12 protein-coding genes are annotated in these 11,951 nt (G+C 67.7%); 7 read left to right on the forward strand and 5 right to left on the reverse strand.

What is annotated here, in order from left to right; translation table 11 throughout:
- The 3 genes from Y704_RS23500 to Y704_RS0111905 all read right to left on the reverse strand — a co-directional run.
- Positions 1 to 513, reverse strand: a 513-nt coding sequence (locus Y704_RS23500) for an MFS transporter (RefSeq protein ID WP_035772573.1), incomplete at its 3' end; no start/stop codon positions are given.
- 38 nt (positions 514 to 551) lie between these two features.
- The gene (locus Y704_RS20865) at positions 552 to 1,112 is read right to left on the reverse strand and encodes a DUF3027 domain-containing protein (RefSeq protein WP_035772561.1); all 561 of its coding nucleotides are present in this window, start codon (positions 1,110 to 1,112) and stop codon (positions 552 to 554) included.
- A 10-nt stretch (positions 1,113 to 1,122) separates the two neighbouring features.
- Entirely contained in the window at positions 1,123 to 1,506 is a 384-nt protein-coding gene (locus Y704_RS0111905; protein ID WP_026550290.1) for a cold-shock protein, read from the reverse strand.
- Positions 1,507 to 1,692: 186 nt separating this feature from the next.
- Between Y704_RS0111905 and Y704_RS0111910 the strand changes: the two genes are divergently transcribed.
- The 6 genes from Y704_RS0111910 to Y704_RS0111935 all read left to right on the forward strand — a co-directional run bounded on the left by Y704_RS0111910 (position 1,693) and on the right by Y704_RS0111935 (position 8,776).
- Entirely contained in the window at positions 1,693 to 1,986 is a 294-nt protein-coding gene (locus tag Y704_RS0111910) for a hypothetical protein (RefSeq protein WP_026550291.1), read from the forward strand.
- A gap of 30 nt (positions 1,987 to 2,016) precedes the next feature.
- Positions 2,017 to 4,488 (forward strand): helicase-associated domain-containing protein, encoded by a 2,472-nt coding sequence (locus tag Y704_RS0111915; RefSeq protein WP_026550292.1) that lies wholly within the window; start codon positions 2,017 to 2,019, stop codon positions 4,486 to 4,488.
- Entirely contained in the window at positions 4,481 to 6,121 is a 1,641-nt protein-coding gene (locus tag Y704_RS0111920; RefSeq protein WP_026550293.1) for a DNA repair helicase XPB, read from the forward strand. The genes Y704_RS0111915 and Y704_RS0111920 overlap by 8 nt, the downstream gene beginning before the upstream one ends.
- Before the next feature lie 64 nt (positions 6,122 to 6,185).
- Positions 6,186 to 6,905 (forward strand): response regulator transcription factor, encoded by a 720-nt coding sequence (locus Y704_RS0111925; RefSeq protein WP_026550294.1) that lies wholly within the window; start codon positions 6,186 to 6,188, stop codon positions 6,903 to 6,905.
- Between the two features lie 15 nt (positions 6,906 to 6,920).
- Complete coding sequence (locus tag Y704_RS20870) at positions 6,921 to 8,384, forward strand: sensor histidine kinase (protein ID WP_035772562.1); 1,464 nt, start codon at positions 6,921 to 6,923, stop codon at positions 8,382 to 8,384.
- Between the two features lie 101 nt (positions 8,385 to 8,485).
- Entirely contained in the window at positions 8,486 to 8,776 is a 291-nt protein-coding gene (locus Y704_RS0111935; RefSeq protein WP_026550295.1) for a WXG100 family type VII secretion target, read from the forward strand.
- 70 nt (positions 8,777 to 8,846) lie between these two features.
- On the opposite strand, the gene groL is transcribed toward Y704_RS0111935, so the two are convergent.
- On the reverse strand, positions 8,847 to 10,484 hold the full coding sequence (groL, locus tag Y704_RS0111940) for a chaperonin GroEL (RefSeq protein WP_026550296.1): 1,638 nt from the start codon (positions 10,482 to 10,484) through the stop codon (positions 8,847 to 8,849).
- A 352-nt stretch (positions 10,485 to 10,836) separates the two neighbouring features.
- Here groL and Y704_RS25300 point away from each other — a divergent pair, with 352 nt between their 5' ends.
- The gene (locus tag Y704_RS25300) at positions 10,837 to 11,445 is read left to right on the forward strand and encodes a TM2 domain-containing protein (RefSeq protein WP_051476987.1); all 609 of its coding nucleotides are present in this window, start codon (positions 10,837 to 10,839) and stop codon (positions 11,443 to 11,445) included.
- A 167-nt stretch (positions 11,446 to 11,612) separates the two neighbouring features.
- Here the strand turns inward: Y704_RS25300 and Y704_RS22815 are convergent.
- A partial coding sequence (locus Y704_RS22815; protein WP_162149409.1) for a LytR C-terminal domain-containing protein occupies positions 11,613 to 11,951 on the reverse strand: 339 nt, incomplete at its 5' end.

Below are 11,951 nucleotides of genomic sequence, written 5' to 3' on the forward strand. Positions count from 1 at the left end.
CCCGGGCCCGACCCCGGCGGTCAGCAGGCCGGCCGCGGCGGGTCCCACCAGCCGGGCGCCGTTGAAGGATGCACTGTTGAGGGCCACCGCATTGGGGAGGTAGTCGTCGCGGACCAGCTCCGACACGAAGGCCTGGCGTGCGGGGGCGTCGAAGGCGGAGACGACGCCGAGCGCGAGCGCGAACGCGTAGACGTGCCACAGTTCTGCGGCGTCGGCAAGCACCATCAGCCCGAGCCCCACCCCCAGGGCAGCCATCAGGAGCTGGGTGACAATAAGGAGCTTCCGGCGGTCCACGATGTCGGCCACCAGGCCGGCCCAGGGTGCGATGAGGAGCTGCGGACCGAGCTGGAGCGCCATCACGATCCCGAGGGCAGAGGCGTTCTGCTCGGTCAGGATGTCGTAGACCAGCCAGTCCTGCGCAGTGCGCTGCATCCAGGTCCCGATGTTCGACACCATCGCCCCGATGAACCAGAGGCGGTAGTTGCGGATACCGAAGGACCGGAAGGTGCTCATTCGCCCGCTGCTTCCTCCCCTGCCCCGTCCCGCCCCACCTAGCTGTCCGCCCCGGTTCCCTGTGCCTCCGCGGGCTCGTCGCCGGCAGCGTCAGCACTCTCGGCGTCCTCCGCCGGCTCCTGCTGCGAACCTTCCACCACCACGCCGTCCTCCACCACCATCGGCTTCTCGACGGCAGCAGGAGGTACCTCGGCGTCCTGCGAATCCTCCGGCCTCACCCGCTGCGACCAGGGCAGCCACTCCGGGGCGATCAGCGCCCTGTCGGAAGGCAATAGTCCCACCTCACAGATCGAGGGTTCCTTGCCGCGCGGAACGCGTGCGAGGGTGGCGAACCACTCCCACTCCCCGTATCCGGGCACAAACGCTTCGAACCGGTGGGTGAGCAACCGCTCGCCATCAGGATAGGAGGTGACGTGCCGGCCCACCTGTTCGTTGGAGGCAACCTGCAGCACGCCTGCTCGCGCGAAGTCGACTGCGGCTTCAAGCAGCGCATCGGCCTTTGCCGGCCGCTTCGCTGCGCGGCGCTTCGCAACGGGGGCAGGAACGACGCCCGCGTCGGGGAAGGCGTCGTCGTCGGACTGGGACTGGCCGCTGGTCATCATCGGCGCCTCAGGCGTCCAGGTCGTCGGCGACTGCGCGCAGGACGGCAGCCACCTTGGTGGCATGGGACTTCTCGGGATAGCGACCCTTCCGAAGGCCGTTGGAGACATCGTCAAGGAGCTTGATCAGGTCCTCGGTGATGACGGCCATGTCATCCGCGTTCTTGCGCGTGGCCTTGACGATAGAGGGCTGGGCCTCGAGGATCCGGGCGGAAAGCGCCTGGGGGCCCCTGCGGCCATCGGCCACGCCGAACTCCAGTTTGGTCCCCGGTTTCACCTCCGTCACTCCCGCGGGCAGTGCTGAGGCGTGGAGGAAGACCTCCTTGCCGTCGTGGGTCGCCAGGAAACCGAATCCCTTATCGGTGTCGAACCATTTCACCTTGCCAATGGGCACGTCAGTTACCTTTTCCTAACTTGCGGCGGCGCCGTACGCGCGCTGCCCGTGGAGTTCCGGCCGATTCCACAACCGGTGGCACGGGTGCCACCGGTGTGCCGCAGCCCGCCGGAGAAGTTTGTAGCACCTAGATTATCCCCTTTTCGGTGCCGGCCCTCGCCGTCGTTCTTGTAGGCTGGAAGAGCTATGAACCCCCATGAAACCCGCGGAACCGCCGCGCCCGGACCAGAAGGCTCCCCGCGGGGTGCAGTTCCGCCCACTGCTGCGAACGGCCTGTACGTTCGGCTGGTGCTGATGGTTCTTGCTGTGACCTGTGCGGGAGCAGGTCTGGTTGCGCTGATCGTCATCCTCGCCGCTGCCTGGTTTCAGGCTCCCATCTGGTCGGGCTGGGTACTCCTCGCCTATACCTGCCTTCCGCTGGGCTTCCTGCTCATGGCCGTCGTGGTGTTCGCCGGGGTACTGGCCCGACGGCGCAGTTGACCCGACACGGCACCGGGTAATCTTGAGCCAATGTCCGCCATCCGCGCCCTGGCCGATCAGCTGGCTTCGCGCACCGACTCCGAGCTGCGCGAGCTTCTCTCGGCGCGCCCTGACCTGATCCTCCCTCCCGTGCCGGATTTTTCGGCCCTTGCTGCGCGGGCCTCGACGCGCGGCAGCCTGCAGCGGGCGCTCGAGAACGTCACCGTGCCGCAGCAGCAGGTGCTGGAGGCGGTTCTGGTCTCCGGGGATTCTTCCGCTCCTGAAGCCGGCGTCGGGCTGGCCGGGTTGAAGGACGCCTTCGGGGAGGCTGACGCCGACACCCTGCACCGCCTCGCCGAGCAGCTCTGCGGCCTCGCCCTGCTGTACCGCGGCAGCGGCGATACCGGGACGTATGTCCCCGTGGGTTCGCTCGGGGACGCGGCGGGCCCCTATCCTGCGAGCCTCGGCCGCCCGCTGAAGTCCCTGGCCCGGAGCATCCCTACGTACGGGCCGCGGCTCGTCGAAGCAGTGAAAGTGATCGGGGAACAGGCAGCCGGAGAACAGCCGGTCCATACTCCCGCTTCCGCTGCGGAGGCACTCGAAAGAGCCATCGATTCGCCGCAGTCCTGGGTCGTGATGCTGGCGGAAGCACCCGAGGGTACCCGTGCCGTCCTGGACCGGCTTGCCGCTTCGCCCGTGGGCGCAACCCCTGAGGGCAGGAGCGGAGACGCCTCCTCCCCTGTCCCCTGGCTGCTGCGCCGGGCACTCCTCGCCCCGCTGGACGCGAAGCACGTCGAGCTGCCGCGCGCGGTGGGGCGGGCCGTGCGCGGGCATCGGGTGTTCCCCGCACTCGATGCCACGCCGCCGGCCGGAACGCCGCTTGAGGTGCGCGGGGCAGTGCGGGACAACGCCGCTCTCAGTGCGGTCGCCGAATTCCTGCGCATGGTGTCGGCGCTGCTCGCTGCTGCCGCGGCAACCCCTGTGGCCACCCTCCGCTCGGGCGGCGTCGGGGTCCGGGAGCTCCGCCGGCTGACGGACGTGCTGCAGTGCGGGGTGGGGGACACGCCATGGCTGCTTGAGGTGGCCGCCGCTTCCGGCCTGCTGGTCCTCGATGTCGATGATTCCCGGTGGAAGCCGTCGGAGGCAGCCTGGGGCTCCCGCAGCAGGCATGAGCAGTGGCTCATCCTCGTGCGCGGTTGGCTCACACTGGATCGCGCACCCTCACTGGCCGGCTCGAAATCCGCGGACGGCAGTGCCATCAACGCGCTGGCGGCGGAAGGGGTGCGCCCGGACGCTCCCGTGGTGCGCCGCCGGATGCTGACTGCTGCGGTGGAACTCGTGGGAAGGCCCGCCGGCGAAGCACCGGATGCCGCGGCGTCCCTGCCGGTCGCGGGCTTCGCCGGGCAGGACCTGATCGAGTGGTTGTCCTGGCACCAGCCTCGGCTCCGGCGGCGGTTCGAGCGCCTCGTTCCCGGGATGCTGACGGAGGCCGCCGCGCTGGGACTGTTCGGAAGCGGCGCGCTGACGTCCATCGGCTTCCTGGTGGAGCAGGGCCGTACCGACGATGCCGCCGCCGCCGTCGAGGCCGCCCTTCCCGCACCTGTCAGCCGCGTCGTCCTGCAGGCCGACCTCACCGCCATCGCTCCCGGGTACCTTGAACCCGCCGTGGCACGCGAACTGCTGGTGCTCTCGACCCCCGAGGGCCGGGGACCCGCGACCACCTACCGGTTCTCCGAGGATTCCATCCGGCGGGCGCTGGACGCCGGCCACGACGCCGCGTCGATCACTGCATTCCTCACCGAGCATTCTGCCACTGACGTCCCGCAGGCGCTCACCTACCTCGTCGAGGACACCGCGGGCAGGTACGGCAGCCTCCGGGTAGGGCGGGCCGCCAGCTACCTGCGGACGGAGGACGACGCCGTCGTGGCCGCACTGCTCGCCGACCCGCGTGCGGCGGCCCTCGGGCTCGTCCGGCTGGCCCCGACCGTCATCGCCTCCCCTGCGAGTCCGGCGGAGCTGACCTCGCTCCTGCGTGGTCTCGGCTACGCACCGGCGCCCGAGGCACGCGCCGACGAGCCGCACCGTGGCCGGGGCCGGCAGAGCAGCCCCGGGGACGCGACGCATTCCGGCAGCGACGCACCGGCCGGTCCGCCGTCGTTGTCGCCCGCTGCCTCCCGTGCGCGGCTCAACCCCTTCTCGCTTAGCGACGAGGATATCGACACACAGCTGGCCGCACTGCGCTCCCGGGGGACACAGCCCGTGGACCGTTCCCGCGGGCAGGGACGGGAAAGCGAGATGCTCCTCGGGCTGGAGACCCTGAGGACCGCCATCCGCCGAAAGGTGCCGGTGCGCCTGGGCACCGCCGACAGCTCGGGGAATTCCGTCCGACAGATCCTTGTTCCACTGTCAGTCTCCGAAGGCCGTGTGCGGGTATTCGATCCGCAGCAGCAGGTGGAGAAAGTTGTCTCGGTGCACCGGGTCATGGATGTGGAAATAGTGGAGGGAACACCGGCCGATGACTGACGGTCCATTGATTGTGCAGAGCGACAAGACCATCCTGCTCGAGGTCGACCACGAGCTCGCCACGGAGGCCCGGCATGCGATAGCCGCCTTCGCCGAGCTGGAGCGCGCACCGGAACATGTCCACAGCTACCGCCTCACTCCGCTCGGTCTGTGGAACGCGCGCGCCGCCGGGCTCGACGCCGAACAGGTCCTCGACACCCTGCTCAAGTACTCGAGGTTCCCGGTTCCGCACGCCCTCCTCATCGACATCGAGGACACGATGTCCAGGTACGGAAGGCTGCGCCTTGAAAAGGATGCGCAGCACGGGCTGGTGCTTCGCACCACCGACTACCCCGTGCTCGAGGAAGTGCTTCACGCCAAGAAGATCCAGCCCCTCCTCGGCCCCCGGATCGACGGTGAAACGGTGGTGGTCCACTCCTCGCAGCGCGGCGCGCTCAAGCAGCTCCTGCTGAAACTGGGCTGGCCGGCCGAGGATTTCGCGGGCTACGTGGACGGGACGCCGCACCCCATCGACCTGAAGGAGGACGGCTGGACGCTGCGGCCCTACCAGAGGCTCGCCATGGAGAACTTCTGGTCCGGAGGATCCGGCGTCGTGGTCCTTCCCTGCGGTGCCGGAAAAACGATCGTCGGGGCCGCCGCCATGGCGACCAGCAAGACCACCACCCTCATCCTCGTCACCAACACCCTCTCCGCACGCCAGTGGAAGGACGAACTGCTGAAGCGGACCTCCCTCACCGAGGATGAGATCGGCGAATACTCCGGGGCCAGGAAGGAGGTCCGTCCGGTCACGATCGCCACCTACCAGGTCCTGACGATGCGCCGCGGCGGCCTGTACCCGCACCTCGAGCTGCTCGACGCCAACGACTGGGGCCTGATCGTGTACGACGAGGTTCACCTGCTGCCCGCCCCGATCTTCAAGATGACCGCCGACCTGCAGGCGCGGCGCCGGCTGGGACTCACCGCCACCCTGGTCCGCGAGGACGGCAGGGAGGGAGAGGTCTTCTCTCTCATCGGCCCGAAGCGCTATGACGCGCCATGGAAGGACATCGAGGCGCAGGGGTATATCGCGCCTGCGGACTGCGTCGAGGTCCGCGTCGACCTCCCCCGCGACGAGCGCGTCGCCTACGCCATGGCCGATGACGGCGACAAGTACCGCCTGTGCGCCACGTCCGACACCAAGTCGGCTGTGGTGGAGAAGCTCGTCGCCTCGCACTCCGGTGAACAACTCCTGGTGATCGGCCAGTACATCGACCAGCTCGACGATCTCGGCGCCCGCCTCGACGCGCCCGTCATCAAGGGTGAGACCCCTGTCAGGGAGCGCCAGCGGCTCTTCGAGGCCTTCCGCCGGGGCGAACTGACCACCCTCGTGGTGTCGAAGGTGGCCAACTTCTCGATCGACCTGCCCGAGGCCTCGGTAGCCATCCAGGTCTCCGGTTCCTTCGGCTCCCGCCAGGAGGAAGCACAGCGTCTCGGTCGGCTGCTGCGCCCGAAGGCCGACGGACGCGCCGCCCGCTTCTACACCGTCGTGGCGCGTGACACGCTCGACCAGGAGTTCGCCGCGAAACGGCAGCGTTTCCTCGCCGAGCAGGGCTACGCCTACCGGATCCTCGATGCCGCGGGGCTCAGCGGGTGAGCTGCCGTCGCGGGAACAAGTCTTCCAGTAAACGTCCAGCCAATTCCCAGACAACGCGGGAACAATGGCAACCGTGAAGAAAACAGGCCCTGAAGCCAAGCTGCTGGTCGTCGACGACGAACCGAACATCCGCGAACTGCTCTCGACGTCCCTGCGCTTCGCCGGGTTCGACGTCGTCGCCGCCGCGAACGGCCGCGAAGCGCTCGCCGCAGCGGAAACCCACAACCCTGACCTAGCGGTCCTCGACGTGATGCTGCCGGACATGGACGGCTTCACCGTCACGCGGCGGCTGCGGGCGGCCGGGCGCCATTTCCCCGTCGTCTTCCTCACCGCACGCGACGATACCCACGACAAGGTCACCGGACTGACCGTCGGGGGCGACGACTACGTGACCAAGCCGTTCAGCCTCGACGAGGTGGTCGCCCGGATCCGCGCCGTACTGCGCCGCACCCAGCCGATGGACGACGACGACGCCGTGATCCGCGTGGCCGACCTCGAACTCGACGACGATGCCCACGAAGTACGACGGGCCGACGAGACAATCGACCTCTCCCCCACCGAATTCAAACTGCTTCGCTACCTGATGATGAACCCCAACCGGGTGCTCTCGAAAGCCCAGATCCTCGATCACGTCTGGGAGTACGACTTCAATGGGGATGCGTCGATCGTCGAGTCCTACATCTCCTACCTGCGGCGCAAAATCGACCGGAACCCCGACGCCGTCGCCCTGATCCAGACCAAGCGCGGCGTGGGGTACCTTCTGCGAACCCCCGACAAGCGGTAGGTCAGCGGCACGGTGATGCGGCGGTGGAACTCGGCCTCGCTGCGCTCCCAGCTGGTGGCGATCATGACCCTGCTCATGGTCATCACCGTGGGCATCACCGGTCTCGCCACCGTCTCACTGCTGCGGGACGGACTCATCGAGCGCATGGATACGGACCTCGCCTCCAACGCAGAGGCGGTGGCACAATCGTTCTACGCCTCGACCCTCCCCGGGGACGCACCCTTCCTGCAGTTCTACGGCGCGATCCTCGACCCTGACGGCACGGTGCTCCGGCAGACCCAGTTACCCGACGACTCCGACGCGCCGAAGCTCGAGGGCCTGTCGGACGAACGCATCCGGGAGCTGGACCGGCGTGGCTTCGAGGCGGCGGGCACCCATTCGACGAGCGAGGGGTGGCGGGTGAAGGTGGTGCCGTTCCGGAACCAGGAAGGCTACCTTGCCGTCGCATCCCCCCTCTCGACGGTGAACGATTCGGTGCAGGAGGCCGCGGAAATCATCTTCACCTCGGGGCTTCTGACCACCGCGGTGGCCTCCCTCATCGCGTTCGCGGCCGTCACCCGCCAGTTCCAACCGCTGGCGAGGGTTGAACGGACGGCGGCGGCCATCGCGGCCGGGGACCTGTCCCGTCGCGTGAAGGTGGAACGGCCGACCACCGAAATCGGCAGGCTCTCCCGGTCGCTCAACGCGATGCTTGCCCATATCGAGAATGCCTTCGCCGCCCGGACCGCGTCGGAACGCAAGATGCGCCGCTTCGTCGCCGACGCGTCCCACGAGCTCCGGACCCCGCTGGTGACGATCCGCGGCTTCTCCGAGCTCTACCGTCATGGCGCGCTGGCCAAGGACGAGGACATCGCGGCCGCGATGGGGCGTATCGAGAGTGAAGCCATCCGCATGGGCCAGCTCGTCGAGGACCTGCTCACCCTTGCACGGATCGACGAGCAGCGGCCGCTCGATGCCAAGCCGGTCGACCTCATGGTGCTCGGCAACGACGCCGCCCTCGACGCCCGCGCCATCGCGCCCGACCGGCGGATCACTGTGACAGGGCTCGACGGCGGCAAACCCCAACCCGCGCCGACCATCGGGGACGAGTCCCGGATCCGGCAGGTCGTCGCCAACCTGATCACCAATGCCCTGAGGTACACCCCGGACGGCACGCCGATCGAGATAGCGGTGGGCGTGGCGCCGGTGCTGTCCGGGCACAGCAGCTCGGTGCTCGAAGTGAGGGACCATGGGCCGGGCATCTCCGAGGAGGACGCCGCCCGCGTCTTCGAGCGCTTCTACCGCGCGGACTCGTCCCGGCACCGGGAGACCGGCGGCACCGGCCTCGGCCTGGCCATCGTCGCGGCGCTCGTCGCCCAGCACGATGGGACGGTGCGCCTGGAGGAGACCCCCGGCGGGGGCGCCACCCTGTCGGTCCGGTTCCCGCACGCCGGGAACACACCGGCGACGGCGACGGACTCCTCCACTGCCGACGCATGAGTGCCGTTTTGTCCACACACCGCTACTGAGTCACTCATCGGGAGGATCCGCAGCCTAGCGTCGGAAGAGTCGACCTTCCATCTCGAACCAGGAGCGAACCCATGACCTTCTTCACCGTAGATACCGACACCCTGGCGGCCAGGAGCAGCTCGGTGCAGGGCACAATCTTCCGCCTGCAGGCGGAAGTCAACAGTATGCAGGCGGGTCTGCGGGAACTCGAGGTACTTTGGGGCGGCCAGGCCTCCGCGAACTTCCAGCAGCTCATCACCCAGTGGTACGGAACCCAGGCGCAGGTGGAGGAATCGCTGATGGGCATCAATGAAGCCCTCTCCATCGCCACAGCACAGTATGCAGAGGCGGAACTGAGCAACGCGAGGTTGTTCACGCGGTGAGCACCCACGCGAAAAGAAGCGGCACCCCGCCGGGGTGCCGCTTCCTTTGGATCAGTGATGAACAGTCGGGCTAGAAGCCGCCCATTCCGCCCATGCCGCCCATGTCGTCCCCGCCGCCGCCGCCGGCAGCAGCCTTCTCAGGCTTGTCCGCGACAACTGCTTCGGTGGTCAGGAACAGACCTGCAATCGAGGCGGCGTTCTGCAGGGCAGAGCGCGTCACCTTGACGGGGTCGTTGACGCCTGCCGCCAGCAGGTCCTCGTAGACTCCGGTTGCTGCGTTCAGGCCGTGGCCTGCGGGCAGTCCACGGACCTTGTCCACCACGACGCCCGGCTCAAGGCCGGCGTTGAAGGCGATCTGCTTCAGGGGCGCGTCGATCGCGACCCGGACGATATTCGCTCCGGTCGCTTCGTCGCCCGTCAGCTCGAGCCTGGCGAACGCTTTCGCGCCGGCCTGGATCAGTGCCACGCCGCCGCCGGCAACGATGCCCTCTTCGACCGCTGCCTTGGCGTTGCGCACTGCGTCCTCGATGCGGTGCTTGCGCTCCTTGAGCTCAACCTCGGTTGCTGCTCCGGCCTTGATGACTGCAACGCCGCCGGCCAGCTTGGCCAGGCGCTCCTGCAGCTTCTCGCGGTCGTAGTCGGAGTCGGAGTTGTCGATCTCCGCACGAATCTGGGCCACACGGCCGGCGATGGCATCGGCGTCGCCGGCACCCTCGACGATCGTGGTCTCGTCCTTGGTGACAACGACCTTGCGGGCGGTGCCGAGCAGGTCGAGCGTGGCGTTCTCGAGCTTGAGGCCGACTTCCTCGGCGATGACCTGGCCACCGGTGAGGATGGCGATGTCGGCCAGCTGGGCCTTGCGGCGGTCGCCGAAGCCGGGAGCCTTGACGGCAACGGACTTGAAGGTACCGCGGATCTTGTTGACGACGAGCGTGGCCAGGGCCTCGCCCTCGACGTCTTCAGCGATGATCAGCAGCGGCTTGCCGGACTGCATGATCTTCTCGAGGACTGCAACAAGGTCCTTGACGTTCGAGATCTTCGAGTTGACGATCAGGATGTAGGGATCCTCGAGGACCGTTTCCTGGCGTTCTGCGTCGGTGACGAAGTAACCGGAGATGTAGCCCTTGTCGAACCGCATGCCTTCGGTCAGTTCGAGCTCGAGGCCGAACGTGTTCGACTCCTCGACGGTGATGACGCCTTCCTTGCCCACCTTGTCGAGCGCTTCGGCAATGAGGTCACCGATCTGCGTGTCGCCGGCAGAAATGGAAGCCGTGGCCGCGATTTCTTCCTTGGTCTCGATTTCCTTGGCGGAGGCGAGGAGTTCCTCGGTGACGGCAGCAACTGCCTTCTCGATACCGCGCTTGAGGCTCAGGGGATCGGCGCCGGCGGCGACGTTGCGGAGGCCTTCCTTGACGAGGGCCTGTGCGAGGACGGTGGCGGTCGTGGTGCCGTCGCCGGCTACGTCGTCTGTCTTCTTCGCAACTTCCTTGACGAGCTCCGCGCCGATCTTCTCGAACGGATCATCGAGTTCGATCTCCTTCGCGATGGAGACACCATCGTTGGTGATCGTGGGGGCGCCCCACTTTTTCTCAAGGACAACGTTGCGGCCGCGTGGGCCCAGCGTCACCTTGACGGCGTCAGCGAGGATGTTCAATCCACGCTCGAGGCCGCGACGGGCCTCTTCATCAAAAGAAATGATCTTGGCCATAACGGCTTAGGTCCTTTCGGGGACAGTTGTGCATGTCAGCATACGAATGCCTACCGATCTGCGATGCCCGCGACGGACGGACTCGGCCGAAACGATCTCTTTACGTTCCGGCACTCACCCTCACCACAGAGGTCTGCGTGCTTCACTCGATACCCGCTGCTTAGCAGTCAACCGGTCCGAGTGCTAACTCAATAATTAGCACTCCCACATCCCGAGTGCAAGCCGGACAGCCCGGCGCACAGCCCCGGGCCACCCCTGAGGCGCAGCGGCAAAAGACAGGGGCTTACCCGATAGCGGAGGGCCCCGGCAAGGCATAGGTTGGGGGTTGGACTGGACGATCAAGAGGAGAGCAGTGTCAACGAACCCAGAGCACCAGCCGGATCCCCTGTCGGAGCCGGGCGGCACCAGCCAACCCGAACCCGGGGCACAGCCGGGGGCCGGCGCCGGGTCCTACCCCTCGGCCCCGTATCAGCCCGGGCCGTACGGGGCGGCCCCGAAGCAACCCGATCCGTACCCGCAGCAGAGTCCCTACGCGCAGAGTCCCTATCCGCAGCCGGGCCCCTACGAGCAGGGTCCCAACCAGCCGGCTCGCTACGAGCAGAGTCCCTATTCGCAGCCGGGCCCCTACGAGCAGGGTCCCTACCAGCAGGGTCCCTACCAGCAGAGTCCCTACCAGCAGAGTCCCTACCAGCAGAGTCCCTACCAGCGGCCGGGCCCCTACGGCCAGGGCTACCCCGAGCAGAGGTCCCGGCTGGTGGCGGGACTGCTCGGCATCCTCCTCGGATCGCTCGGCATCCACCGCTTCTACCTGGGCTATACGACCATCGGCGTGGTACAGATCATCGTCACCTTCGTGACTTTCGGTTTCGGGGCACTCTGGGGGTTCATCGAGGGGATCATGATCCTCGTCGGAGCACAGACCTTCAGCAGGGACGCGCGCGGCATTCCCCTCAAGGAGTAGGAGGACGCCGCGCCCCGGCTGTTGACCTTTCCCGTGAGGCCGGGTCGATTCGGCCGTGACCTGCACGTAGTCGGAGACGTCGCCTCATTCGAGATCCTCCGCCGGGTGCAGCGGTTCGGCGTCCACCGATCGACTCCTGCGGTGCGCGCCGGACGCGGCACCGACCGTTACTCGAAAGCAGGTCCGAGGACAGCGGTGATCAGTGGCGCGACGTCGGGGCTGGTCACCACCTCTTCGATGCCGAGGACGGCCGCAATCTCCTGGGCGGCCGTCCTCTGGTCGGCACTGCTGTAATAGACAACTGACGCGTCGACCGGCGGCCCGGCCCAGTTGCCGGCGATCGCACCGGTCCATCCCTCGGACGCCGCACGGCCCACAACGGTAGTGGCGAGCCCTGCTGTCCCGGTGGCGTTGAGTACGCTGACGGCCTGGGTCCTGTCGACCGCGGAAGGTATCGCGTCCTCCTGCCCCTGCCCGGACGGCGAGCCAGGGCCGTCGGCCGCCGC

This window comes from Arthrobacter sp. Br18 (assembly GCF_000520555.1).
Taxonomy (GTDB): Bacteria; Actinomycetota; Actinomycetes; order Actinomycetales; family Micrococcaceae; genus Arthrobacter_D.

Excerpts from the sequence above, each read along its gene's own strand:
- Y704_RS20865 (WP_035772561.1), bottom strand. The coding sequence starts at position 1,112 with ATGACCAGCGGCCAGTCCCAGTCCGACGACGACGCCTTCCCCGACGCG.
- Y704_RS0111910 (WP_026550291.1), top strand. The coding sequence starts at position 1,693 with ATGAACCCCCATGAAACCCGCGGAACCGCCGCGCCCGGACCAGAAGGC.
- Y704_RS0111915 (WP_026550292.1), top strand. The coding sequence starts at position 2,017 with ATGTCCGCCATCCGCGCCCTGGCCGATCAGCTGGCTTCGCGCACCGAC.
- Y704_RS0111920 (WP_026550293.1), top strand. The coding sequence starts at position 4,481 with ATGACTGACGGTCCATTGATTGTGCAGAGCGACAAGACCATCCTGCTC.
- Y704_RS0111925 (WP_026550294.1), top strand. The coding sequence starts at position 6,186 with ATGGCAACCGTGAAGAAAACAGGCCCTGAAGCCAAGCTGCTGGTCGTC.
- Y704_RS20870 (WP_035772562.1), top strand. The coding sequence starts at position 6,921 with ATGCGGCGGTGGAACTCGGCCTCGCTGCGCTCCCAGCTGGTGGCGATC.
- Y704_RS0111935 (WP_026550295.1), top strand. The coding sequence starts at position 8,486 with ATGACCTTCTTCACCGTAGATACCGACACCCTGGCGGCCAGGAGCAGC.
- groL (WP_026550296.1), bottom strand. The coding sequence starts at position 10,484 with ATGGCCAAGATCATTTCTTTTGATGAAGAGGCCCGTCGCGGCCTCGAG.